The following is a 23,952-nucleotide window of genomic DNA, read 5'->3' on the forward strand; positions in this document are numbered from 1 at the left end:
ATTTAGGTGGTAGGGGTACCCCTACCACCTAAATCAAAATCATCTATTCCAATAAAATTCTTTCAAAAGTACTTGACCTGGAGGTAAGAAAGAGCTGTCTGAACAGCTCAAAGATCTTCTGCTAAAGCGCCAGTTAGTTCAAGAAGAAAGTTAAATATTTTTCTGCAATAATTCTATTAGACCATTGGGATAAAGTATTTTCTTCCCATCACTAATTTCCTCTAAAGAAATCCATTTCGTGAATGTAGTTTTACTCCCTTCTACAACTTTAAAACTTTCTTTTTGGTATAGCGTTTGATCTATAAATTCCACCAAGTACACCTGAGTTATTTCGTGACCTATATTTTCGTCTATTCTAAAGATGTTTTCTAGACAGGCAATATAGCGTTTAATCTCTATGCCCACTGCTATTTCTTCACTGTATTCTCTTATAATAGTTTCACTAGACTTCTCACCAAGTTCAATTGTCCCACCAATTGGTCGATAATATGTACCTGTTCCTTTTGAATGTTTCCCCTCTTGTTCTTCTAAAAGAATTTTATTATTGTTTATTATTATCCCTAAAGTATTTGCCCTTGGATACACATGATCCCCCCTTTTATATTACCTACTTCATATGTATAACATTATTTCTTAATCCAAAAAATTGCCTTCCTTGTTTAATGAAGTACTTCGACACCAATCTAAAAGTAACCTTCTTCCAGCATCTCAAAGTCTAAATTTAACCAAGGGGAATGCCTACAAGTTCATATAGTAAATATAGTATTTGAATGAATAACGAAAACGATTAATCAATAATATTAATCGAACAATTAACATTATTGATTTTACACATCAATAAATTTAATTTCATTATTTATTTTTTTAATTTCTTGTTATATAATCGAATTATCTAAAAGGAAGGGATTGCATTATGGCTTATAAAGTAATCACAAATTGTCCGGTCTGCAGTGAAACATTGAAAATTACAAAATTGCATTGCTCTCATTGTCACACTACGATTGAAAATGAGTTTGAATTATCTAAAATAGCATCCTTATCAAAGGATCAGCTTCATTTTGTGGAAGTATTTTTAATATGCAGAGGGAATATCAAAGAAGTTGAAAAGGAACTTGGGATTTCTTATCCGACGGTTCGAGGCAAGCTAACAGACATCATTTCTTCCCTTGGATATGTGCAGAAGAAGAAAAATGATGTAGATGAAAAAAAAGTTGTCACCATGTTGGAAAATGGCGAAATTACACCAGAAGAAGCCATTAAACTCTTAAAAGAGGAATAGGAGGAATTTATCATGAAAGAGGAAATTACAAGAGTGTTAACAATGGTTCAAGAAGGTAAGATTGATGTAGATAAGGGATCAGAACTGATTCAAGTATTAAAAGATAAAGAAGAAACAGGTAATAAGCTTTTTGAAAAACCTACTAAATATTTAGATAAAACATTAAAAGTTCGTGTTGTATCAACCGAAAATGATAATGTCACGGTCAATTTACCTATAAAACTTGTCAAGGTAGTATTAATGGCTGGACACAGCATTGCAGCGAGTATACCTCAATCGGAAAAATACATTAAAGATATAGACATAAACCTTATTATTGAAGCAATCGAAAACGAATTAGATGGCCAAATTGTTGATATTAAATCGGCAAACGGGGATACCGTTTCGGTCTTCATTGATTAGTGATTTGCTTATGATGCACGTAAAAGTGAAAGCAAAAGGTGTTCGGTTTACCATCCCAATTCCATATGCTATTTTAAACATTGTTATTTCAATTTTGTCTTCAAATTTTTTACAAAAAAATATTAACAAATGGACAAAAGAGCACTTCGAAAGAAAAAAACTGGACTTTACCTTTCCACAAATAGACAAAAAAATGCTAAAGCCTATCGTCAAGGAACTGAAAAATTATAAAGGGATCGTGCTAGTAGATGTCAAAGCTAATGACGGTACTGAGGTTAAGGTTAGACTATAATTTATTATAGAATACACCGACTACTTACTGACCTTTTGAAGTAAAAGCTTAATTTCTCGCTTACAATTCCGAGAGAATTGTAAAAAGACAATAAAGTTATTTGATTTTAATAGCTTAAACAAGTATAACCCCGTTCTAAATTTAGTACGGGGTTAGCAAGTTTAGTTAGATGTCTTTTTATTAAATAAGTTCTGTTTAACTGTATTGTTGATTCCATATTCAAAATAATAAACTTCGAATACGCTGATTTCCAATTAGAGTAAATCAATTATTCCTTTACAAATTCAATAACTATTTTAGAATATGGTAAATATTTTACATTGCACTCGTAAGTACCTTCTTTAACGTAAGGAAAATCATTTACACCTCCCGAAAGCCTTAAACTGTCTATTACTATCTCTAATCCTTCAGAACCTTTTGCTGTAGGCTCTGGCACATATACTTGGCATACCCCTACAGATTCTTTTATATTTCCACTCATAAGTGCAATTAAGTCAAGAGAACTCACAACAATCAAAAATGAACTGATCAAAAACACCAACCAAGCTGTAATTATTACTTTTTTGAAATCTTTATGGTCGCGTTTTTTAGAGAAAATCTGAATTACAGTTAATGCCCCTAATGACCCAATTATTTTAAATAAAAATCCTAAAGAAAATGCAATCATTAAATCCTACCTTACTTATTTTATCGACCAACTTTTTAACTTTATGCTACTTATTATATATCAAAGATTTAAGTAAACAGAGCCCCCCAAAAAACAAACACTTTATTGAACTAAACTGCCTTTTAGTTGAATAACAGTTAAGCCTGTCCCCTTACTTTTTTCAATAAAATAAATGCTTTGATTAATTCATTACTACAAAAGATTTGAAGGGTCAATTAGACGGATTTAGTTTTTACGATGTATGTCGTAATGTGTTTAATCCTTTATTACCTACACAGATAAAATTCGATAAAGACAAACAATGCCTGCTATCTGAAAGTCTTGAATTTTACCGTAGATAAATTTTCCACATTAACTTGTAAGGTGATAATATAGGGATTTAATTTTGATTTGAAAATATAAAAACCTAGCTACATTTTATTTAGTAAGGCTCTTTAACGTTGTTCAAAATGAATAATTTAATGATTGATTAGATGAATGTCACCTCTCCTTTCTATAACAATACATATTATAGGTTTAGAAAGGAGGGGATTTATTATGGGATATCAAAACTATGGTAACGACTATGGCAGACGAAACAATTCATCATTTGCTTTAATCGTTGTCCTATTCATTCTTCTAATTATTGTTGGCGCTAGCTTCATGTATTAAACTACAGCCTCTTTCTTGTAGCTAACCCATAATAATAATTGTAATGTTAAGGTTAAGGAAATTTAGCCTTACACATCCCTTTTCTCTCGACGAGGGTCACTTGCTACCAAGTGACCCTTTTAATAGTTGCTTTCCTCATTTACTGCACATATTATTTCAGATATTCATTCAACATATAAATTTTTACCTTAAATCAAATAAAGAGAGCGAGGAATAGATAACACTCCCTCACTCTCTTTATTTAGCTTTAGAAAAAAGCTTGATTAAAACGGCGTAAATCTTTCTAACTATTAATAGGATATATATAAAAGAGTTCGATTATTTTCATGAGCCTCATTGAACTAAAGCATCCGTTCGTATTAGAACTGTATTACAAAGAGGATTTAGATCCTCAAAAAAAAGCGTGGGATTAAGCATTTAAACCTTCGGCATCTGACAAGGCAACACGAAAATATGACGAAAATTATGGTTCAAACAAAGCTACAATTTCAAGCTTATATCGCTCACTTTTCCATCCCCTTTAACATTAATAAAATCTCTTCTATCACAATATCAGGCTCATCATGATGTATATAATGTCCACTTCGACTAGCAATCCTGAACTTACTTGACGTTGACAGACATTGGAATTCTGCTTGTAGGCTTTGTTCAATTTCTAATATTTCTTGAGAGGGCCATCCCTCTTCACCATTATCGGGTAAACCTCTTGTAATAATTGAGAGAGGGATGTCACTTTGTCTTGAATGATCAACAATTTGCTTATAACTCTGTATTTTATCAATCTTCTCACTATTCAACATAGGATTCTCGAAATATTCCCTATTTCCTGCAAGTAGATTTTCTGGTAGAGCCTTTTCATAGGCAAGTTCTTTATATTCCGGTGCAGCGTCAACCAAAACCAAACCACAGATATCCAGTGGATAGAGACTGGTAAACAATCTGGCGACCAATCCACCAAAGGAATGTCCTACCAATATATAAGGCTTCTCCACGTCAAGCGCTTGCAACAATTCGGAGAGCTCCTCGACAAGATCACAGCAAGTCCGCGGTACTGCTAAGTCTTGACTCCTGCCAATACCCGCCCTATCATAGGACAAGGTTGACATTTCATCCGATATTCGGTCTTGGACCTTTTTCCATGTTTCATGGCTATCGCCTAACCCTGCAATAAAAATTACGCTAGGTGTATTTTTACGTTGATATTTATTGAACAATCTACGACTATCATAGAAATCGATTATCTTTTTGTGTTGAATAGTCACTTTTAATCACCCAATTAAATTATAAGCTTTACATTAGTATTTCCACAATAAAAAAAGAGCCGTCTATGCAGCTCAGTAATCTTTTGGTAAAGCCCCCAAGAGCTTAAGGTCTCTACTCTTGATTAAAATGCAATAACTTATCTAAAGGTATATCTGATTCTTTGAAGCCGTATTTCGTTATCATCATTAGTTCAATCGCTTTTTCAGGGTTCTCTTGATAAATCTTTATAATTACTTCACAATGTGCCAATGCTAAGTGATCTGTAAGCATCCGTGCAAATTCCCCTAGTATTTCTCTATGTTCATCTTTAACAGGTTTATCAGAGAAATATGTAGCAGAGACATAGTTTGCACGCTGGTCATCTTCTTCATAAATTAAATCTGGATTTTCAAAATCATCCAATGTGGCAGATCGAAATTCATCTAAAATGGCTAAAGCATAATGTTGGCCCCCAATTTTAACATCCCACACTTCAAAGTCCCTTAATCTAATTTTACGTTCAAAATAATCAATCAAACTTAAGTCCCCTCTCAATTTATTGAACTGTTGATAATCATTCAAAATTATATTTTCTCATTGAACTACTCTGCCTGTTAGTCGAATAAAAAAATGAAGCTATGTTGAATCAACACTTCTATTCTTACGACTATTATCAATTTCTATAGTTATGGAAGATTTCTTTCCAGTCGCCCATCTTTCATTTTGAACACCACCAAACTTTTAAATTGTTTTAATCTAACTAAATTTTAAAGCTAAACGCAGGAATCTCCTTGAAAAAATTATTAAAAATATTAATGTTTGACTATAATATTTTACTTCTTTAGAATAATATGTAATAAAAGGAGGCGGTTTCTAATGAATTTTTTTACCAAGACCGTTCTAAAATTTTTATCAATTATGTCGCTAATTGCTCAAGTTTTATGTGCGTTTGCTGGATTAATGCTATTATTTGCGTCTGGAGCTTTATTGTTAGTACCAAACGGAGTCAAAAAACAATTGCTACAGTATACAGATTTAAACTCAAACACAAACCTATCAGTATGGTTTTTAGTACTTTCTTGCTTAGTCGCGCTAGCAATCATTGCTTGTTTGTTTGTAATTATGTACGCACTACATAAAATAATTGGTAATATTCACAAACAACACTTCTTTGTTTCTCGAAATCTTACATACCTAAAACTAATCTTAATCTCGATCACTAGCTTTACCGTTTTGAACTTCATTAGTAAGCTGTTATTTGCGCAAGTACATGCATACAATGTCAGTGTTATTTTTCCATATTCTTGGCCAAGTTTAATAGGAAACATTCTTTTGTTATCCATCGTTTATATGCTTTATGTGGTTTTTAAATACGGCATATCTTTACAAGATGATTTTAACAACGTGATTAAGATGGAAACTCCTAATGAAAAAAATTAATCTAGATCGAGCAATGCTAGAAAGAATAATTTCTTCAAAGCGTTAGCAGAAAAAATTGGAATTACCCAAGTTAACTTATCAATACTAAAAACAGGTAAAGCACGTGGTATTCGCTTAGCCACATTAGAAAAAATCTGCCAGACATTAAATTGTCAGCCTGGTAATATAATCGAATACGGAGAAAAAACAGACATACAACAAAACAATTGTTATATGTCTGTTTTTAACTATTCCGCAATATGTTTTATATCCCAACTATCCTCTAAGTACTCTAAACAGCTCAAAGATCTTCTACTAAAGCCCCATTAATTTAAGTACAATTCTTCACATACTATGGTTATAACAATCTATTTTCAATATGGTTTTACCGTTACGCCTAGTACAGTTGCCCGTATCATATCCATATCATTTAATTCAGCTAATTCTTTCGGTGTTCCTGTTACCACAGCACCTATTATCTCAATATTTTCAGCAGCTAGGTTTGCAGATTCACCTTTTAAATTGTTATATATACGATTAAATTCCCCAAAGTATTTTCCATCTTCATAATTTAAGCCCGATTGTACATCATCAATAAAACGCTTCTCACTCATAGAGGAATCGGTAGGGTCTTCACTAAACCCGTAAATTTCAGTAGCTAATTCTGGGAACGTAGGTTTATACTTGGTTATGTGTGTGTTTAATGATTTAATATCTTCACGTGAATAAGTATCTACCCAGTACCATTTAAGTGTTATATTCTCTGGAATTAGTTCACGAACTTCATCCGGTGTATATTTTTGGTTAAATGAAACCCCCAATTCGATAAAAGTATCATCTTTAAAATTATTCAAGGTATTTAGATCATTACGAATTTGGCTGTAGGATACATCTGGATGATAAAAATTCATCATTCTTTGCTTTGTCTCACGGTCATAATTCCTATCAAGTCCATCTTCTTTATCTTTAATCTGTATTTCAGTACGTTTGAAACGACTCATCCCTCCAAACAGACTATACCTAACAACATGATTACTCCAATCTACTGGAATCCCTTCAATCTCTTTGTATCGATTAAACGTTAAAATCCCTTCAAATACACCATTTGATTCGTTTTGACTCTCTAATAACTCAATATTGGGATTAGTAATTCTGCTAAATAATTCGATATCACGCATCGCCTTTTCTTGACTTCCCCTTATAATAAAAAGCCAAGACAAACTTAAAGTAATTAACAAGAAAACTATGACAAATAAAGAGATACCCATATTTCTAAGAATCGTTTTTCTCTTTGCTTTTTTTACAACCTTTGAAATAGTACTTGTTGACTTTCCATCAAAAAAATCATTTAATTCCTGTTCTTTTATATTTTCTGTCATATTTTTCGTTCTCCTTTCGATATATGTCTTTAAAAGATTTTCTTGCACGGAATAAATAGGTTTTCAATGTTCCTAAATTTAAATCCAACATCTCAGAAATCTCTTCGTAACTTAATCCAAGTACATATTTCAATAAGATTAATTGCTTATGTAAGGGAGTGAGTTGATTCAGTATTTCTTCAATTTCTTTTTTCATCTCAATTTGTTGAACATAGTCTTCTGGTAAAAGTGAATCGTCTACAAGCTCAAAGTGGTCAAAAGATATATTCACTTCCCTTTTTTGTTTGCGACACAAATCATAATAATGATTAATTGATACTCGAAATAGCCAACTATACGCTTTGTTTGGATCAACTGATTCAATATTTAAAATAAATTTATAGATGGATTCTTGGATAATATCTTCAGCATCTCGAGGATTTGCGCCATTTTTAATTAAATACTTAAAAATGGTTGCTGTTTTTTCTTGCAAAACTATGTACAGTTCATCATGCCCACTCATTACTCCCCTCCTTTTCAGTTATAAGACCATTAACAACGAAAAAAGTTAACACTTAAAATGAAATTTTTCTAAAAAATTTACAAAATAAAAAGCATGATCCATTAGAATCATACTAAAATATGATAATTCGCTGTTTAACTTAATGTCATTTTTATTAAAACAATCTACTTTCGTCTTCGGAAATTTATAATTTCAAAGTGTGCTACGACAAAAGATGAGCATTGTAGATTACGTTCGTATAAGTGAGCGTATGAAAGAGCTGAGTTATTAATCGTTGCTGCATAATGCAACCCATTTCATCCAACACTTTCCCAAAGTCTTCTCATCAGTCTGAATATGTATATTGATTTACTTCAAACGTACCGCCAACAACTTTCTACGTTAGAGTGTGAAATTGATCAATTGGCGGCACAACTCGAAGAATTTAAATTAATAAAGTCTCTTTCCGATGTAGGTTTTTAAGTCCCACTCTTCACAATTTAAATGAATGTTGTCCCATTACAAAATGGCGTCTTTTTATTCAAGAAGAGCCCCAATTGTTGAAGATCAGATCGATTTTTTCAGGAACACTCCTGTTATTCGATGACTATTTCTGGCTACGCTGTATCTCCTGTTTCTCCATATAACTACGCATCCGTTGCATATATTCGGGGGCGTCCATCGGATTCCCGGCGATCATTTCAATGATACAGAGTCTTTCGGCACGTTCCTTTTCAGCTTGGGTTATAGCCTGATCAAGTTCTCCATAGGTCCGAACCGTAACGGTAAACGCGTTGCCACCAAAGGCTTCAGCTAGCTTGGTGTAAGACCATCGAGGGATTTGGTTGTACTTTTGATTATCTGTTTGGATATTCAAATATTTCTCTATCGTATAACCATCGTTGTTCAAGACAAAGATTATGGGCTTGCAGCCGTAATAAAGCATGGAACTGATTTCTTGGACTGTAAGCTGAAGGGAGCCGTCACCCGTAAACAGTAGCACCCGGCGTTCCGGCGCGGCGATACTGGCACCGAAGGCCGATGGTGTGGCATAACCAATGGACTCCCAGCCACCTTGTCCAATATATGTTACATTGCTTGGCAGTCTCACCTCCGCCATTCCATTGTAGAACGTCCCGGTCTCGGCGATCACAATATCGCTCTCTTTCAGCATGCGCTGAAATCGAGGATAATAGCCTGCCGCCATTAGAGGTTCGTCGTGACTAGCTGTGACATGATCGTAAGGAAATGACAATTTCCCCACCACCCCTTTGCCTTTGTAACCCGCTTTCTGCACTGCTTGAAGCATGTCGGATGCCAGAACATTCGGATATTCCGCCTCAGCGACCTTGACCATATCCGGTTGAATATTGACAGTCACCAGAGGGTTCAGCTTAGCGGTAAAATTTGCGGTGTTGGTGTCAGCCCATACCATGCCGACCGCAATGATACAGTCTGCATTTTCTACTATGCTTTGGACTTCGGAACTTCCGAAAGAGCCTAGATACATTCCTATATAATTTTGATGGGTTTCGTCGAATGCTCCCTTCCCGAACATCATCGTTACAACAGGCACGTTCATGACGTCGGCTAGCTGCCGAACTGCTGTCTGAAGGCCGAAATGCATCGTTTTAACGTCCACCAAAATGACCGGCCGGTGGGCACGCTCCAGCAGCTGACGAACATGATCTGCCGCTGCCTGAAGAGTTTTTAAGTTGGACATTGGAAGCGGTGGTATCGGCTCTTCACGGGACGTGATCTGCTTGGTCACTAAATCATCGGCAACAACCAGGTATACCGGCTTTTTCTTTTCCTTTGAAATGCGAATCGCAGCCGGAATTTCAATCTTGGCGTTTTCCGGTGTGATTACCGCGGTATAAACCGCAATATGCTCATACACTTTGCGGAAGACATCAAAATTTCCATCCATTAGGGTGTGATGCATCAGCTTGTGCTCCTTTTGATCCTTATCAGGGGGCGCACCCACAATGTGAATTATAGGCACATTCTCGCTGTTGGCTCCCGCTATCGCATTGCAGGCGCTGAGCTCCCCGACCCCGAAGGTCGTAATAAGAGCCGAAATGCCTTTAATTCTTGCGTAGCCATCTGCGGCATAACCCGAGTTTAGTTCATTTCGTCCACTTATAAACCGGATGCCGTTATACCTCTCCAAAGTATCAAGCAGTGTAAAATTATAGTCCCCTGCGACGCCGAAAATTTCGGTAATACCCTCAAGCTTCAGGCAATCGAACAAATACTGGCCAACCGTTTTTTGAGGCGTTCCGGTTTGCGTGCTAGAACTGCCCACAGTCATCTTGTTATCCATCGCTCTCTCACTCCTTATTCGTTTTTAAGATTCTCTCTTTTAAAGTACCCTTTTATTGAACAGGCTATTCCGCGTGCGGAGCGATTAGCGGTAAGATGATAATAAAATTATTTAATTCCAAAATCTCAAACAAGCATAACCCCGTTCAAAATTTAGGACGGGGTTATACTTGTTTAATTTTTGATGTAAGATACTTAATTACACTAAAATGTAACAATAAAAATCTAAGTTTTATTCACCAATAGCTCCTTTGAGAAGCGAATTAGCTTATTATCTTCAACTACATACCCGTTGCCTCGTTAGTAAAATATCAATATGTTTATATTTCAATAGAGTTGTCACTTTAATACTAATTTTCTAAGAGATAGAAATAACGCTACTGTCAAATTCAATGGGAAGCATTTGAATCAATCCCCATGGTCGTGTGGAGCCAGTCGAAGATGGTCTGATGAAGCAGACGCATTGCGCCCATATGGCAGTGCTCGCCTGCACCATCAGCGTTCTTCATCACGACATGCTTATACGGAGCTTTTAGCTCGGACGCAAGCTCGCTTGCCTGCCCCTTGAACACAAGGTCGTTCTCTCCCTCAAGAATTAGTGCGGGTGACTTGATATTGTGCATGTCTTCGGTGGTGAGGGCAAACTGCTCGCTCTTACGGATGTATTCCGGTTCATTCGAAGTGCCAAACACCCACACACCATTCTGTAGAGCCCAGCGAGTGTAGGTGTCGTCTTTCTTCATCCATTCGAGTACGGGGATCGCCTGCTCATCGAATCCGGCTTTGATCCAATCAACGAGGAATTTCGGAAGTGGAGGATACGTTGCGAAAAAGCTCGTCATACCATCGTCGAGCACGATCGCTGCCGGACGATGATCAAAGGCTGCTGTCCGAGCGCACAGATATCCGCCCATGCTATACCCAAACAGCACAATTTTGGACTTGTCGACCTCAGGAAGTGTCTCAGCGTAATCCATAACAGGACCGAGCACTGCTTCCCAGTCCGGACGGAAGGGCACTTTCTTCTCTCGGATCATGCGACCCGTACCAGGACCGTCATACAAGATCACGTTGAAACCGCGCCGCAACGCAGCTGCGCCAATGACATAGTAGCCTTCCTCTGTCGTCGAGTCAAATCCATTGGTGTAAATGAGAGTCGGCCGGGGTTTCCCGCTGTCGTCCACTAGGAGCAGGTATCCGGGGAGCTTATCTTTGCCGTAAGGGATAGAGATTTCCTCAAAGGGGCCATCCAGCAGTTTGCCCGCCTTCACAAACGCTTCGCGAGAAAGACCGAACAGCTCGGGAACGTGCGAATCGTATATAGGATCCTTGCGACGGTAAAATTCAGCGCTGCGATAGTAGGCCGAAGCGCGCAAGAACGCCTCCCGTGCACTGATCTTGTCACCATGCTCGAAAGAATATTTGCCTCGTTCATAAATACGGTCTGCGGTAGCTTTCCACTCCTTCATCCATGCTTCTTCATCACCCTCAGGGATTGCAGCAACGGTCAAGAGCACTTCGTTAAGATCAGCACCGTTGTCAACCGCAAATCCAACTGCACGCAACGTTTCGAAATTAAATGATGTATCTTTGAAAAAAAAATTCGTGTCAAAAACTCCCTTTTGACTTGTTGTTGAATGAGCCTGTTGTGTATCAATTCCCTTTTTGTCTGATGGTGCATATATCGGAGCATTTACTGTTGCTGTATACACTGGAGATACTCTGGATAGTGCATACATCTGGGAATTCACTGGTGCTGCATATGTTGGGGATACTCCGGATGGTGCATACATCGAGGCATTCACTGGTGCTGCATACGTTGGGGATACTCCGGATGGTGCATATATTTGAAGTGTTGGTTCCATAAAACTAAATGGGTATTCATAATACCAAAAGTGCTTTAGATATTGTTCGTACATGTTCTCCTCCTACTTTCCAAATAGTTTTCTCAGGTAACTCATTAAACATTAAAGAATAGGTTAATATCATGCACAGTCTACAATATGCGATTTTAGATCGAAAAGTGTTAGGTAGATGCCTATTCTTTAATCATCGAAGGGACTACGAGTATAGCCTGCTAAGAAATCTAAACGTTGGTCTTCAGTTCGCAGGAATCTCCCACTTCTATAAGTGGGGTTAGTTCAAAATATATGCATTTATTGAACTAACCCCCGTTACTTGAATAAAAAAAGGTGTTCTACCCTTGTTGCAGTAAAGCACCAGTTAGTTTAAGTTCAATACTTCACAAATTTCTAATTAACATCAATATCAAATACCAAAGTAGTTTCACCATTTTTCCATTTTCCTACAACTTCATATACATAGTATCCTTCTTCAGCAGGGACTGTTAATACGTTTCCGTTTAATGGGACTTCTTCAACTTTACCGTCTTCATTCAATTGAATCACAGTTATAAAAGTAGCTTTTTTATCCAGTTCAATTTTTATTTCACTATTCTTTTCAACTATTAATGTGCCGAAACTATTTGCTGATTTCATTGGGGAGAAAGGATCTAATTTTTTTGCCTGTTTCATCCGTATATGTATAATATCCATGTATTAAATTATATTCTTTATTATCAACAATGATTTTCCCATCCAAATACATTGAACTCGCTTCTTCTTCGGCACTCTAAGTACAACCTACAAGAATCATAGATGTTAATAATATTAAAAAAAGTCTATTCATTCGATTCATCACCTCCTACAACTACTTTATGCACCGTTTGTTGAATAAGAAAATGTATTAAAGCATGTTACCTTAATCTTTGAGACGGCAGTGAACTACCATAGAAACACTATCTTTATTAAATCTTGTTTTTTTCCACGACCCATAAAGCTCGACTAATTCAAAACCATTAGATTTAAGAAGTCTCTCTAATTCCAAAGGAAATGTATAGCGTAACAATATAGAGTCTTTATTTGTAATAATCAAAGTACCATTTTCAATAATTTCACTTGTAGTTGTACAATGCAAAATTTGTGTATTATGGTCATATACTTCAAGATGTTTTTCATTAACAATTTGTTTATTGTTAATTGTTTTTCGTTCAACCGTTTCTTCAACATTGGCTAGTTCTTTCAAAATTGGATTCCGTGTGTCGAAGATAAAAGATCCTTTTGATTGTAAGTGTTTTTTAACCGAAGTAAACAAATCATCTTGACTCTCATTTGTTAAAAAGTGCTGAAAAGAATTTCCTGTCATATAAATCAGTGGTGAATTGATAGGTAAATTTAATTTTGTGCAATCCTGCTGCATAAACTGAATATTTAAATTTTCTGTTTCAGACTTACGTTTAGCATGATTTAACATACCAGTATGAATATCTATTCCATACATTCTAAATCCTTTTCTTGCCATTGGAATCGTCAAACGACCTGTTCCACAAGCCAATTCAATAATTGGTTGATTACTGTCTTGGGCACACTCTAGAATAATTGCTAAATCTTCCTGATAGTGATTATACAATTCATCATATTTTACAGGATCGGTGTACTTTTCTAAATTTTTTTCGAAAATATCTAAAGTCATATAAATTTCCCCCTTTTCTAAAACCTAATTACACATATAACAAATTCTTCGACTAACTTTCCAAAAACACCTTGTTGTTAAACTAAAATAACCCGTTATTATATATACATTTCTTCTCACTCTTCACAATAATATTAACATAAATATCCAATTCATTTCACAAAACTACACTCTATTAGACACACTCTCTCCTTATATGAATATAATTTTCACTAGTAAATTATTTTTCCGTAAAGTAATTTATGTTCAAATTATGTCACAATAACCGAAATTTCGACTCAATATGACATATATCACTTTCAACTTGTTCCTTACCTGTTGTACATTAACGTTTATAGATGGTTTGTTCCACCTTTTCTTGCGAACGTACACGCCATTACATTACATCTAAAGGGGAAAATATTAAAATGACTAAGAAGATTGCTTGGGTTACTGATACAGCTGCACTGCTAAACGAGACATTTATAGAAAAGTATAAAGTTCATGTTTTGCCTTTAAACATAGTTTTCTCTGAAGGCGCTTTCAGAGAAACAGTTGATATGACACATGATGAATTTTATGACAAACTTCGCACTGCTAAAGTACATCCAAAAACATCACAGCCAGCTATTGGTGAAATGGTCGAGCTTTACAAAAAATTAAAGGCTGAAGGCTATGACTGTGCGGTGGCCGTGCATACTTCAAGTGATCTATCAGGAACATACCAAAGCTCACAAACTGCTTCACAATTGGCGAATTTTAAAGTTTACTCAATTGATTCGAAGATCGGCTCATATCCAATGGGTAAAATGATTAAAGATGGAATTACACTGGTTGATAAGGGGCACGACATAGAGGAAGTTATTGCTCATATTGAAAAAATGACAGAAAATGCTGAGCTATCTTTCATTCCATCTAGCTTAGATCAACTGCATAAAAGTGGACGTGTATCAGGTACTAAAGCATTCTTAAGTAATTTATTAAATATAAAAGTGGTTATTTCATTTGATAACGGGAAAGTGGTTATGAAAGAAAAAGTAAGAGCAGATAAAAGAGCGAAAAAATACGTGACAGATTTACTTAGAAATGATATGAAGAACGCAGATATCAATGAAGTCGCCGTTATCAATTGTAACAATGACAAGGATGCTCAAAGCTGGAGAGATGAACTATTACAAGAATTTCCTGAGCTTAAAGTGTTAGTCTTACCACTTAGTGCATGTGTTGGCGTACATGCTGGTGAAGGTACGACTGGACTTAGCTGGGTGAAATGTTAAAAATAAATGAATGAGATCTTTGTTTAGCATTGCAATTTAGATGCTAACAAAGGTCTTTTTTTACTTTTTACTAGAAAAATAGTCGATGTACTCGATCAGTATACAAACAAGAATTAATTAAAAAACAGGACATGCTCATACGCATGCCCTGCTACCATCTCTGACCGTTAGTTATTTGTTGAATTAAAGCTTTTTAATTCTTCTTTACTTCCTACTTCATCAAGTGATTTATCTTTCTCGATTTTATGCATATCAAGAACATGTTGTGTAGGGGGGATTATGAGACTGATAACGACAATTGTAATCCCAGAAATCACTACTCCAGAGAAACCTGGCATGAACCAAAGCTCATTCAATAAACCAATAAAACCATCCGATTCAATTTTCGGCCCAGGTACATGAGTAAGTGACGTAACAATATAATATACAAGGCCAATAGATATACTCGCCCATACGGCAGGCGTACTCACACGCTTCCAGAATGGTCCTAAAACAATTGGCCAGAATATCGTTACAAACACAATATCCCAAGCTAGATATGCTAAATCAATTACTTTTTGTGCACTAATAGCTAATATTAAACCTAATACAGCACTTACTAGAATCATAATTCTTGAGAAAATTAATAATTTTTTTGGATCAGGATTTTTATTAATGAAATCTAAATATACGTTTTTCGTAATAATACCTGATGTTGCTACGTAACATGCTGCTACTGTTGACATCCCCATTGCTGCCATTGCAGTTAAGAAAATCGCTGATAACAGTGGTGGGAAATAGCCTTGAGCAAATGCTAACATCAGTGTTTCAGGATTTGAGCTGTTTGGATAAATTGTTTTAAACGCTTCTCCTAACATACCAGGAATCCAACTGATAGCAATAATAACAGAACCTGCAATAATCATACTTAGTTGAGCTACACGTGGACTTTTTGCCGCTGCAACTCGTTGCCCTAAGTCTACCGCTGGAATATCACCAAGTGCTAATACTAAATAAAGAGTCCAGAATTCTACTCCGCCTCTATTAAACAATTCATTTACATTCCACCATTCAGGGTTAAATGTAATGTCAGGGTAGTAGAATATGATAAATACAGTTATTCCTATAATCCCAGCAATCGCTAATGCGCCCTGTACGATTTCTGTATAGGCTACAGCCCATAAACCACCAATAACAGAATATAGAGCTGTTAAAGAAACAAACAATAATGCTGCTGGTAAGAAATCGATTTGTAAAAGGGTTTGAATAATATAAGTACCCCCTACAGTTAGAGCGCCCGCATTGAAAACACCAAATGCTATGGCCATTACTATACCAGTGTACGCACCTAATTTTTTACTACCATATCTTAATCCGTAGTAATCTGCTAATGTCCATCCTCTTAATCTTCTAAGAGGTTTAGTCCAGATTAGAGCTCCTAAAATCATACATGTACCTAGACCACCCATAGTTGCTGATCCTTCAAAGCCACCACTTGTATAGCCTGAACCAACCGCTGCAAAGAAGAATGGTGCTGCCAATAATGCAGCTATTAAACTACCTGTTACAACTGATAAGGGCATGCTCCAGCTTGCTACAATTAAATCTTCTGCTGTTTTAACACGTTTGTAGCCTTTAAAACCAATATAATAAATAAACACTAAATATAAACAAAATACGACAATATTCATCAATCCCAATACTCCTCAACTAGTTCATTATCCGTTCATGACGCCTCCGCCATTAGGTCCTAGTATTTGCCCCGTATAAAAATCCGCATTTTCTGAAGCTAAAAATAAGACACTTTTGGCGATTTCTTCTGGTTGTGCTAATCTCTTTAACGGATATTTTGCTGACTCATCTTCGATATAATTGTCACCGAAGGCTAGTAGAATGTCTGTAAGTGTTCCACCTGGAGCTACAGCATTGACAGTAATATTTGGTGCTAATTCTCTTGCTAAAGATTTTGTGAAAGCACTAATACCGCCTTTTGCAGCTGAATAATGTGTAAATTCTTCACAACCTAAGCTTGCTAAATCAGAAGAAATGTTGATAATTTTACCTTTAGCTTTTGCCTTCATTCTTGTGGCTGCTTCACGGCAATTGTAGAAAGTACCGTAAAGGTGTACTTTTATCATCTTGTCCCATTGCTCATCTGTCATCTCTGTAATGGGTGCATTTTGCGCAATCCCCGCATTGTTAACAAGAATATCAATTTCACCTAGTTGAGTATCCATGTATTGAAACATATCTCTTACTTGGCTAGAATCTGATACATCCGCATTGTATTTTAATGCTTTTACACCGTGTTCCGCTGCTAGCAAACGAACTGTCTCTGCCTTTTGATCGTCTCCGACATAGTTAATCAATACATTAGCACCTTGTTCAGCAAAGGCTAGTGCGATTGCTCGCCCTATACCCATGCTTGAACCTGTAACTAGAACATTTTTACCTGAAAGTTTTAAGTCCATCATTTATTTGTCATCCTCTAATTCAAATTTAGTAATAAGTGCTTGCAATTCCTCAGCTGTTTGTCCTAATGAGGCAGATGCTTCTCGTACTTCCTGCATAGCTAATAATTGCTCATCAGTTAACTTGGAAACACTTAAAGAAAATTCAGCCGATTGTTGTGATGATGCTTTCAAATTATTGACTGTCGCTGCCACTTCTTCCGAAGAAGCAGATATTTGTTGTGACGCAGCAGATATTTCCTGAATTTGTTCTGCTACATGTTTTGCAGAATTGAGTATTTCTTTAAATATCGCTCCTGCTTGTGTCGTATAATCCAATCCAACTTTCACATTTTCTTTTCCTTTTTCCATAACCGTTACAGATGCATTCGAATCCACTTGTATCTCATTAATAATCTTATAAATTTCTCCTGCGAAGTGAGACGATTGTTCTGCTAATTTCTTAACCTCATCGGCAACTACCGCAAATCCTTTACCGTGCTCACCTGCTCTAGCAGCTTCAATGGCAGCGTTTAATGCCAATAAGTTTGTTTGATCAGCTATGTCAGTGATGAAGTTTACGATGCCGCTGATTTTAGTAGAGTTACTATTCAAACCTTTAATAGTTTCATCCATTTGATTTACGGATTCATTAATTAAATTCATCTGACCAATTACTTGTTGAATGACTTCATTCCCTTGCTTAGCTGCATTTGAAGTAAGGTTAGATGATTCAGAAACGGTATATGCTGATTCTGCAATTCGTTGTATTCCTTCAGCTGATTCTTCCATCGCTGTGGCTGTTTCTTCAGTCATTATCAACGCCGTTTCTGCATTTCGTGCCATTCGGTCCATCTCGTTAGATACATTAGTAGAGTTCTTATACGATTCTGACGCATTGGCAGTTAATTGTGTGGCAGATGAAGCAACTTGATTTGATGTATTTTTAATATTCAATATGACATGCTGTAAGTTCGTAACCATTGTTTTTATTGACTGAGACAGTTTTCCTACTTCGTCATTAGTAGTCTCAAGCTCTACATCTTTTAAATCACCATTTGCCACTTGATCTGCAACAGTAACTGCTTTGTTTAATGGTTTAAGTAGGCGATCGATAGTGAAATAAAGTACAAATAGTAAAATGACAAGTCCGATGATAGCTGTGATTATTTGTTTTGTTACACTTTTAGTAATAATCGTTTGAATATAATCTGCAGAATAATCTATACCTATTACTGCAATCGTCTTTCCATTTCCGTCTTTCAATGGACTAAAAACAGTTCTCCATGTACCGTATGGATCTTCGAAAATTTCCGTTACCTCTGGTTGATCATTTTTAATTGCAAGCTTTGCAGTTTTCAAATGAATTGGCGCAATATCAGTAAACAATTCGCCAGCATTGTACACTTCTTCTAAATTTTCTGTATAGCCGATAGTAGTAACACCTTCAGGCTCCATCTTCCATATGTAGCTCCAATACATAACACCTTGTTTATCTTTTATATCATCCAAGTTGCTTTGAATTTCTTTAAACTGTGGATCATCATTCCCCTTAACTGTAAGTAAGTTTTCCACATTATTAGGAGCCAGGTTTTTTGATGTCAACAAACCTACACTTTTTAATTCTTGTTCTAGATTTTTTTCTAACTCAGTATGTAATTGCGTAATACTTTGTATCGTTATAACAGTAAAAAGAGTTAAAACAATAATAGAAACTGTTAATAACAACTTGTTCTTTAAAGAAAAATTTTTAAAATAACGCATAATAAGTAATTCCCTCCTTTTTATTTTTATATTTCTATAATAACTAATAAAACTATCCCTTAACGAAATAGACAAAATAAAAAACTAGAATAGAGACTAATCTAGCATTTTTTTAACAACTTGGTTGCCATAACAACCCCACTTTAGGCTCATGACTAGTGCAATACCAATTTTCCAGTTTCCAATTATCCTCAAAAAAATATATCATGAATTGTAATAGTTGGCAATGAAAGATGTTATTAGAATCATAGATTTTTATATCCTTTACGCTAAATTAACTAATTATTAATATTATAAATATGCATATAGTCACACTCTGTTAATAGTAGTAATATTCAATCAATATTATAATTATTTTATCTTCCTGAATGCTACATTTGTATTTTCTTGTTATTCTGAATAATGAATGTATTTATCGTTGTTTAGTAAAATTATATTGATAATCGATAAATTTTCACATATTATATAAATAACAATAAGAAGCGAGGTGCTTTATGAAAAAAAGAACAAAACTTGGTTTAAAGATGACAATTTTTATGATTGGATTAACAATCCTTGTGCTAAGCGTATTTTTGTTACCTAACTTGGCAAGAGATGCAGCAGAGATGAATCCAGAATTTTCATATCTTAGATTGCCTATTCTTTTAGGTTTGTACATCACAGCTATACCTTTTTTTCTTGCTTTGTATCAAGCATTAAAACTTTTAAACTACATTGAAAGTGAAAATGCTTTTTCACATCTAGCTGTTACTTCTTTAGGAAATATTAAAACTTGTGCATTCACAATAATTACCCTATATATAATTGGTTTAATTTCCCTCTTTTCACAAAATGCTTTACACCCAGGAATCGCACTTATAGGATTTGTAATTATTTTTGCTACAATTGTTATTTCACTCTTTACGGCAGTCCTTCAGGAACTTCTTAAAAGTGCAATAGAGATAAAATCAGAGAATGATTTGACAATTTGAGGTGATTAAATGGCGATCATAATCAATATAGATGTGTTATTAGCAAAAAGGAAAATGAGTGTAACTGAACTTTCGGAGAGAGTCGGTATAACGATGGCAAATCTTTCGGTTCTTAAGAATGGCAAGGCAAAAGCAATTAGATTCTCAACTTTAGAAGGTATTTGTAAAGCTTTAGACTGCCAACCCGGGGATATTATAGAATATAGAAATGAAAATTAAATTCTGTGGACAATTAAAAAAGAGTTGATGTAATTTTGATAAATTTTAAAGTTTGAGGGCGATGACATTGAAAAAATATGATTCATATGTAAAGAAAGCTTTTAGATATGAGGTTTTTCGTTTTAGGAAAAAAGCAATTGAAATAATGGAAAAGGCAGTAGAACAACCTTTTTCTAAGTTAGAAATTGGTAGCGGATATATTTATTTAGGGTTACTATATAGAAATTTAAAAGAGTTAAATAGGGCAAATGCTTACTTTGAACAAGCTTTGGAATTATGTATGGATGAAGAGTATCCTTATAGTCCCAACTATAAAATTGTTCTTCAAAGTCTCTTAGAAAATGGTGAGATTGAAAAAGAAGAGCAATGGAGAAGTCATTTAATTAATAGAGCTACCTATGATAAAAAATTTAAAAATCTTAAACATAAAAAGCAGTTATCCTAAAGGTTTTAAGTATTTATCTATCTTTTTTATAAAAAGTTGATGTATTAATAAATAATCCCTCTACTTTTTAATCATTCTTTGTTCAAAATGTAGAGGAATCTTTTATGATGAAATGGATGTTACAAACTACTTTTAATCAAATTGTAAATACTCTAAGACATTCCCAAAAGGATCTCGGAAGCTAATAAATTTCCCTGGAGGGCAATCACTAGGCTCATCTACGATGAAATCTACATTATGTTCTTTTAAAGTTTTAACTGTTTGATGAATGTCCTCTGTTTTTAAAGCTAATACAACTCCTGTATTATTGCTATCAGGACTGTATGTAGACTCTTCTGATTCCTCTAAGACTATCGGTAATTCTCCGTGAACGAGTGTTACAATGTTAGGCCCATATTGTTTGTTTACCTCAAATCCTAAAACAGTAGTATAAAAGCGAATTGCTTCCTTAATACTTGGTACATAAATGCTGATTACACAGACTTGGCTCATGATTCTTCCTCCTTTAATTGCGTTAACTATTACTTCTGGATATTGATGAAAATATCCTTTTTGCATAATGGTGATTTATACAATTTCATTCATCATTCCTTAAAGTTAAACGACATTTAAAGTATTTTTGTATGATAGATTTCATTTCTCAATTTACAACTGGATCTAACTTTTCAAATTGCTTGGTAAACTAGCCTGCTTGTGAACTTTAATTTTCCAAGTAACAATAGTTGTACTATCCCTAACTTGGTGTTGTTTTATTTCTTTTAATAACTGCCATACACCTGCTTCAATTGATATATCTTTAAATTGCTTGTTAATCATTAGTGGATCTTGAAAATCTACGCCTGGGCATTCAGTTAATCCATCAGTTGTAAGAAATAGATGATTGACGCCTTGTCTCAATTCTTTTTTACCTGTGCTGAAACATGGTACATCTAATTCAAACGTATTCACTTGCCCTATCCATTCATAAAAACTACGCTGATTTAACTGACATTCTCCCATTTCAAGAAGTTCTTCATTAAACAAATGTACAATGCAATCACCAACCGAGAACCACCATAGAAATTTGTCTTTTCGAATAACGATGAGACAGGCTGTTTCCCCTTGTACTTTGCGACAATTTGATAAGAATTTAGGTTGCTGAAATATTTCTAAAATAAGTGCATCCATCTTCTTCAAAGCGATACTAACAGATAAATTCAAGACTTTTTGAATTCGTAACTTTTCTTGCTCGAACTGTTTTATTATTAGCTCTGCACTCTCCGCTGAATTATGGGCATCCAAAATCATAACGAATTCCCAATCCATCTCATCACTTACCCAAATTAAGCAACCATCTTCGTTTTTATACTGACCTGCAGATGAATTCCCACCGAATCTTCCAACTACAATATCGTTAATCTTTTCAATATTAGGCTCGTCAACATAGTTTTTTTGGCTACCTACCCAGGTTATTTCTGAATTATCATAGTTAATCATAAGGCGTCACCTCTAAGTATTCTTTAATACGCAAACAAACTTCAGTTATTTCATTACCTATACCTTTTGGAGCCTCTGCCCATTCGTTTAACTCCATTGGACTCCAGTATTTTATAGGTGTATTCGGGTAACGTGGAACGATATGCATATGTAGATGTGATACTGAGTTGCCAGAAACCATCGAATAGATATGTTCTGCTCCTTCAACTTCCATTAAAGCTTTACTAACTCTAGTCATTATTAAACCAAATGCTTTTGCTTCATCAGCAGTCATATCCCCTATTTCAGGTGTATGTCTCTTTAAGTCAATCATAATATGACCAAGATACGTTGGGCTAGATCCTTTATCAATATGCCCTACGTAGATATATTCATCTTCATAAATATTAGTTCCAGCAGTAAGAATCTCTCCTTTATGTTTACTACAAATAAAACAATCTTGATTCATGAAAATCACCCCTATTTAAATTTATTTTATAAATATCCCATTTATAAATATCCCATTTTATTTAGATCATTCAATAATAATGCATTTCCAAAATTATGTATATATTATTATTTTCATTTACTTTTGATAAATTTAAATATTTTTCGTTTAAAAATAAAAAAGTACCGCATTATGGAGTTACATATTCCATAATTCAGTACTTTTTTCTATATTTTTTTTGTACCTTTTTCTGCTTGTTCCCAAAGTCTTAGTGAAGGAAACGGATCAAATGCCCATTCATTTCTTCCGTTGTATTTATACATACCATAATGTAAATGCGGAGGGAATTTACCTGAAGTTCCTTTCTTGCCGTATCCAGAACTACCCACATAACCAACTACTGTTCCTGGCTCAACAATATCTCCCAGTTTTATCCCTTTTTCATAACTGGATAAATGGGCATAATAGTGATATGTGTTATTATTGTCGCGTATGCCTATTCGCCAACCGCCAAATTCATTCCAGCCCATGACCTCAACGAGACCATATGTAGCAGATTTCACTGGAACACCATATGAGGCAAACAAATCTGTACCTTCATGCATCCTACGTCCGCCCCAACCTCTTGAGGCTCCCCAAGTACTGTGATAACTGTAATCATGTTTAATGGAAAGTGGAAAAGCTCGCTTATCTAAATTCAATGTTTTAAATTTCTCATAAATTTTCGCATTTGTAATGATTTGCTTTACTGTATCATCGACCTTATAGTATTCCTTTAAAGCATGTTTAAAACCTTTTTCATCAGTTCCATGTGCACTTAAGTATTCAGCAAGTGCGTACATGACGTCATCATCATTTTGACGATCTGCAACACCATCATTGTTTCCATCAGCACCATTCCCATTAAAGAAACCAATGGATTTTAAGTTTGTATCATCCTTTTTGGGATTCAATATCCCTGTCCAAAAGTCATCAGCAAACTGAATGGCAAGTACACCTTCTCTTTTAGGTATATCATTACGTACTTGTTCAATATTCCTTTCAAATTGGTCAACAGCTGCCAAGTAATACCATGGCAATGTGTCATTTGAATATTTTATATAGAATTCCATGCGTTGTTCTAGAATCTGCTCTCTCGTTGGTTCTTCAGCAGCTGAAACATTGGTTGAAATAACAAAGAAAAATGCGCTTAAGAAAAGCATGAATCGAAGCCGTTGACTCAAGCTAAGATACCTCCTTTTTTGGACTTACGATAGTTTTCCCCATTAAAAATGGATTCATGAATCTAAAATAATTT

27 protein-coding genes and 2 pseudogenes are annotated in these 23,952 nt (G+C 35.1%); 12 read left to right on the forward strand and 17 right to left on the reverse strand.

Annotated features, from left to right (window positions below):
• Positions 1-150 precede the first annotated feature (150 nt).
• Positions 151-585: an NUDIX hydrolase gene (locus AMD00_RS04585; protein ID WP_053415888.1), complete on the reverse strand. Its 435-nt coding sequence runs from the start codon at positions 583-585 to the stop codon at positions 151-153.
• Between the two features lie 328 nt (positions 586-913).
• On the opposite strand from AMD00_RS04585, the gene AMD00_RS04590 reads away from it, so the two are divergent.
• Genes AMD00_RS04590 through AMD00_RS04600 form a run of 3 tightly spaced genes read left to right on the forward strand, consistent with a single transcriptional unit; the run spans position 914 to position 1,973 of the window.
• Entirely contained in the window at positions 914-1,279 is a 366-nt protein-coding gene (locus AMD00_RS04590) for a DUF2089 domain-containing protein (RefSeq protein ID WP_053415889.1), read from the forward strand.
• A gap of 12 nt (positions 1,280-1,291) precedes the next feature.
• Entirely contained in the window at positions 1,292-1,681 is a 390-nt protein-coding gene (locus tag AMD00_RS04595; protein ID WP_053415890.1) for an SHOCT-like domain-containing protein, read from the forward strand.
• A gap of 10 nt (positions 1,682-1,691) precedes the next feature.
• Entirely contained in the window at positions 1,692-1,973 is a 282-nt protein-coding gene (locus AMD00_RS04600) for a hypothetical protein (protein ID WP_053416785.1), read from the forward strand.
• A 268-nt stretch (positions 1,974-2,241) separates the two neighbouring features.
• Here AMD00_RS04600 and AMD00_RS04605 read toward each other — a convergent pair whose 3' ends face one another.
• Positions 2,242-2,640 carry a hypothetical protein gene (locus AMD00_RS04605; protein ID WP_053415891.1) on the reverse strand — a complete coding sequence of 133 codons (399 nt, stop codon included), beginning with the start codon at positions 2,638-2,640 and terminating at the stop codon, positions 2,242-2,244.
• Between the two features lie 537 nt (positions 2,641-3,177).
• Here AMD00_RS04605 and AMD00_RS22770 point away from each other — a divergent pair.
• Positions 3,178-3,291 (forward strand): YjcZ family sporulation protein, encoded by a 114-nt coding sequence (locus AMD00_RS22770; RefSeq protein ID WP_083446108.1) that lies wholly within the window; start codon positions 3,178-3,180, stop codon positions 3,289-3,291.
• 362 nt (positions 3,292-3,653) lie between these two features.
• Positions 3,654-3,792: pseudogene (locus tag AMD00_RS23125) on the forward strand (IS110 family transposase); the annotation flags it as partial.
• 2 nt (positions 3,793-3,794) lie between these two features.
• Here the strand turns inward: AMD00_RS23125 and AMD00_RS04610 are convergent.
• A complete protein-coding gene (locus AMD00_RS04610; protein WP_053415892.1) occupies positions 3,795-4,553 on the reverse strand; it encodes an alpha/beta fold hydrolase in 759 nt (252 codons plus the stop codon).
• Between the two features lie 112 nt (positions 4,554-4,665).
• On the reverse strand, positions 4,666-5,070 hold the full coding sequence (locus AMD00_RS04615; RefSeq protein ID WP_053415893.1) for a hypothetical protein: 405 nt from the start codon (positions 5,068-5,070) through the stop codon (positions 4,666-4,668).
• A 339-nt stretch (positions 5,071-5,409) separates the two neighbouring features.
• On the opposite strand from AMD00_RS04615, the gene AMD00_RS04620 reads away from it, so the two are divergent.
• Both AMD00_RS04620 and AMD00_RS23880 read left to right on the forward strand, forming a co-directional pair.
• Complete coding sequence (locus AMD00_RS04620) at positions 5,410-5,973, forward strand: DUF2975 domain-containing protein (RefSeq protein WP_053415894.1); 564 nt, start codon at positions 5,410-5,412, stop codon at positions 5,971-5,973.
• Between the two features lie 15 nt (positions 5,974-5,988).
• Positions 5,989-6,171 (forward strand): annotated as a pseudogene (locus AMD00_RS23880) (helix-turn-helix domain-containing protein); the annotation flags it as partial.
• 155 nt (positions 6,172-6,326) lie between these two features.
• Here the strand turns inward: AMD00_RS23880 and AMD00_RS04625 are convergent.
• From AMD00_RS04625 to AMD00_RS04640, 4 genes are all read right to left on the reverse strand, one after another.
• The gene (locus AMD00_RS04625) at positions 6,327-7,331 is read right to left on the reverse strand and encodes an anti sigma factor C-terminal domain-containing protein (protein WP_053415895.1); all 1,005 of its coding nucleotides are present in this window, start codon (positions 7,329-7,331) and stop codon (positions 6,327-6,329) included.
• On the reverse strand, positions 7,297-7,833 hold the full coding sequence (locus AMD00_RS04630; RefSeq protein WP_053415896.1) for an RNA polymerase sigma factor: 537 nt from the start codon (positions 7,831-7,833) through the stop codon (positions 7,297-7,299). Before AMD00_RS04630 ends, AMD00_RS04625 begins: the two co-directional genes overlap by 35 nt.
• A gap of 586 nt (positions 7,834-8,419) precedes the next feature.
• Positions 8,420-10,138: an alpha-keto acid decarboxylase family protein gene (locus AMD00_RS04635; RefSeq protein ID WP_053415897.1), complete on the reverse strand. Its 1,719-nt coding sequence runs from the start codon at positions 10,136-10,138 to the stop codon at positions 8,420-8,422.
• Positions 10,139-10,526: 388 nt separating this feature from the next.
• Positions 10,527-11,702 carry an alpha/beta hydrolase gene (locus AMD00_RS04640; protein WP_245639439.1) on the reverse strand — a complete coding sequence of 392 codons (1,176 nt, stop codon included), beginning with the start codon at positions 11,700-11,702 and terminating at the stop codon, positions 10,527-10,529.
• A 100-nt stretch (positions 11,703-11,802) separates the two neighbouring features.
• On the opposite strand from AMD00_RS04640, the gene AMD00_RS23885 reads away from it, so the two are divergent.
• A complete protein-coding gene (locus AMD00_RS23885) occupies positions 11,803-11,988 on the forward strand; it encodes a hypothetical protein (protein WP_169786280.1) in 186 nt (61 codons plus the stop codon).
• A gap of 401 nt (positions 11,989-12,389) precedes the next feature.
• Here the strand turns inward: AMD00_RS23885 and AMD00_RS04645 are convergent, their stop codons facing one another.
• Both AMD00_RS04645 and AMD00_RS04650 read right to left on the reverse strand, forming a co-directional pair.
• Positions 12,390-12,635, reverse strand: coding sequence for a hypothetical protein (locus AMD00_RS04645; RefSeq protein ID WP_169786313.1), 246 nt, complete (start codon positions 12,633-12,635; stop codon positions 12,390-12,392).
• Positions 12,636-12,897: 262 nt separating this feature from the next.
• Complete coding sequence (locus tag AMD00_RS04650; RefSeq protein ID WP_053415899.1) at positions 12,898-13,668, reverse strand: class I SAM-dependent methyltransferase; 771 nt, start codon at positions 13,666-13,668, stop codon at positions 12,898-12,900.
• Positions 13,669-14,075: 407 nt separating this feature from the next.
• On the opposite strand from AMD00_RS04650, the gene AMD00_RS04655 reads away from it, so the two are divergent.
• Positions 14,076-14,924, forward strand: coding sequence for a DegV family protein (locus tag AMD00_RS04655; protein WP_053415900.1), 849 nt, complete (start codon positions 14,076-14,078; stop codon positions 14,922-14,924).
• 167 nt (positions 14,925-15,091) lie between these two features.
• Here the strand turns inward: AMD00_RS04655 and AMD00_RS04660 are convergent, their stop codons facing one another.
• From AMD00_RS04660 to AMD00_RS04670, 3 genes are read right to left on the reverse strand one after another with little or no spacing between them, the layout of a single operon-like run.
• Positions 15,092-16,594: a sodium:solute symporter family protein gene (locus AMD00_RS04660; protein ID WP_245639479.1), complete on the reverse strand. Its 1,503-nt coding sequence runs from the start codon at positions 16,592-16,594 to the stop codon at positions 15,092-15,094.
• A gap of 27 nt (positions 16,595-16,621) precedes the next feature.
• Positions 16,622-17,377: an SDR family NAD(P)-dependent oxidoreductase gene (locus tag AMD00_RS04665; RefSeq protein WP_245639440.1), complete on the reverse strand. Its 756-nt coding sequence runs from the start codon at positions 17,375-17,377 to the stop codon at positions 16,622-16,624.
• Complete coding sequence (locus tag AMD00_RS04670) at positions 17,378-19,117, reverse strand: methyl-accepting chemotaxis protein (protein WP_053415902.1); 1,740 nt, start codon at positions 19,115-19,117, stop codon at positions 17,378-17,380.
• A gap of 494 nt (positions 19,118-19,611) precedes the next feature.
• On the opposite strand from AMD00_RS04670, the gene AMD00_RS04675 reads away from it, so the two are divergent.
• From AMD00_RS04675 to AMD00_RS04685, 3 genes are all read left to right on the forward strand, one after another.
• Positions 19,612-20,088 (forward strand): DUF2975 domain-containing protein, encoded by a 477-nt coding sequence (locus AMD00_RS04675; RefSeq protein ID WP_053415903.1) that lies wholly within the window; start codon positions 19,612-19,614, stop codon positions 20,086-20,088.
• 9 nt (positions 20,089-20,097) lie between these two features.
• Entirely contained in the window at positions 20,098-20,307 is a 210-nt protein-coding gene (locus tag AMD00_RS04680; protein WP_053415904.1) for a helix-turn-helix domain-containing protein, read from the forward strand.
• Positions 20,308-20,374: 67 nt separating this feature from the next.
• Positions 20,375-20,752 carry a hypothetical protein gene (locus AMD00_RS04685; RefSeq protein WP_053415905.1) on the forward strand — a complete coding sequence of 126 codons (378 nt, stop codon included), beginning with the start codon at positions 20,375-20,377 and terminating at the stop codon, positions 20,750-20,752.
• A gap of 132 nt (positions 20,753-20,884) precedes the next feature.
• Here the strand turns inward: AMD00_RS04685 and AMD00_RS04690 are convergent, their stop codons facing one another.
• The 4 genes from AMD00_RS04690 to AMD00_RS04705 form a co-directional block, all read right to left on the reverse strand.
• The gene (locus AMD00_RS04690; protein ID WP_053415906.1) at positions 20,885-21,244 is read right to left on the reverse strand and encodes a VOC family protein; all 360 of its coding nucleotides are present in this window, start codon (positions 21,242-21,244) and stop codon (positions 20,885-20,887) included.
• A gap of 165 nt (positions 21,245-21,409) precedes the next feature.
• Complete coding sequence (locus AMD00_RS04695) at positions 21,410-22,228, reverse strand: protein phosphatase 2C domain-containing protein (protein WP_053415907.1); 819 nt, start codon at positions 22,226-22,228, stop codon at positions 21,410-21,412.
• Complete coding sequence (locus tag AMD00_RS04700; RefSeq protein ID WP_053415908.1) at positions 22,221-22,676, reverse strand: HIT family protein; 456 nt, start codon at positions 22,674-22,676, stop codon at positions 22,221-22,223. The genes AMD00_RS04695 and AMD00_RS04700 overlap by 8 nt, the downstream gene beginning before the upstream one ends.
• A gap of 206 nt (positions 22,677-22,882) precedes the next feature.
• Positions 22,883-23,878, reverse strand: a complete 996-nt coding sequence (locus AMD00_RS04705) for a M23 family metallopeptidase (RefSeq protein ID WP_407701111.1) — start codon at positions 23,876-23,878, stop codon at positions 22,883-22,885.
• Positions 23,879-23,952 lie beyond the last annotated feature (74 nt).

Source organism: Viridibacillus arvi, assembly GCF_001274945.1.
Lineage (GTDB): Bacteria > Bacillota > Bacilli > Bacillales_A > Planococcaceae > Viridibacillus > Viridibacillus arvi.

Bases quoted from the DNA above. Each gene is read 5' to 3' on its own strand.
- AMD00_RS04660 (WP_245639479.1), bottom strand. From the start codon at position 16,594: ATGAATATTGTCGTATTTTGTTTATATTTAGTGTTTATTTATTATATT.
- AMD00_RS04665 (WP_245639440.1), bottom strand. From the start codon at position 17,377: ATGATGGACTTAAAACTTTCAGGTAAAAATGTTCTAGTTACAGGTTCA.
- AMD00_RS04695 (WP_053415907.1), bottom strand. From the start codon at position 22,228: ATGATTAACTATGATAATTCAGAAATAACCTGGGTAGGTAGCCAAAAA.
- AMD00_RS04655 (WP_053415900.1), top strand. From the start codon at position 14,076: ATGACTAAGAAGATTGCTTGGGTTACTGATACAGCTGCACTGCTAAAC.
- AMD00_RS04620 (WP_053415894.1), top strand. From the start codon at position 5,410: ATGAATTTTTTTACCAAGACCGTTCTAAAATTTTTATCAATTATGTCG.
- AMD00_RS04595 (WP_053415890.1), top strand. From the start codon at position 1,292: ATGAAAGAGGAAATTACAAGAGTGTTAACAATGGTTCAAGAAGGTAAG.
- AMD00_RS04605 (WP_053415891.1), bottom strand. From the start codon at position 2,640: ATGATTGCATTTTCTTTAGGATTTTTATTTAAAATAATTGGGTCATTA.
- AMD00_RS04600 (WP_053416785.1), top strand. From the start codon at position 1,692: ATGATGCACGTAAAAGTGAAAGCAAAAGGTGTTCGGTTTACCATCCCA.
- AMD00_RS04690 (WP_053415906.1), bottom strand. From the start codon at position 21,244: ATGAGCCAAGTCTGTGTAATCAGCATTTATGTACCAAGTATTAAGGAA.
- AMD00_RS04670 (WP_053415902.1), bottom strand. From the start codon at position 19,117: ATGCGTTATTTTAAAAATTTTTCTTTAAAGAACAAGTTGTTATTAACA.
- AMD00_RS04680 (WP_053415904.1), top strand. From the start codon at position 20,098: ATGGCGATCATAATCAATATAGATGTGTTATTAGCAAAAAGGAAAATG.
- AMD00_RS04650 (WP_053415899.1), bottom strand. From the start codon at position 13,668: ATGACTTTAGATATTTTCGAAAAAAATTTAGAAAAGTACACCGATCCT.
- AMD00_RS04635 (WP_053415897.1), bottom strand. From the start codon at position 10,138: ATGGATAACAAGATGACTGTGGGCAGTTCTAGCACGCAAACCGGAACG.
- AMD00_RS04590 (WP_053415889.1), top strand. From the start codon at position 914: ATGGCTTATAAAGTAATCACAAATTGTCCGGTCTGCAGTGAAACATTG.
- AMD00_RS04630 (WP_053415896.1), bottom strand. From the start codon at position 7,833: ATGAGTGGGCATGATGAACTGTACATAGTTTTGCAAGAAAAAACAGCA.
- AMD00_RS04675 (WP_053415903.1), top strand. From the start codon at position 19,612: ATGAAAAAAAGAACAAAACTTGGTTTAAAGATGACAATTTTTATGATT.
- AMD00_RS04645 (WP_169786313.1), bottom strand. From the start codon at position 12,635: ATGAAATCAGCAAATAGTTTCGGCACATTAATAGTTGAAAAGAATAGT.
- AMD00_RS22770 (WP_083446108.1), top strand. From the start codon at position 3,178: ATGGGATATCAAAACTATGGTAACGACTATGGCAGACGAAACAATTCA.
- AMD00_RS04625 (WP_053415895.1), bottom strand. From the start codon at position 7,331: ATGACAGAAAATATAAAAGAACAGGAATTAAATGATTTTTTTGATGGA.
- AMD00_RS04700 (WP_053415908.1), bottom strand. From the start codon at position 22,676: ATGAATCAAGATTGTTTTATTTGTAGTAAACATAAAGGAGAGATTCTT.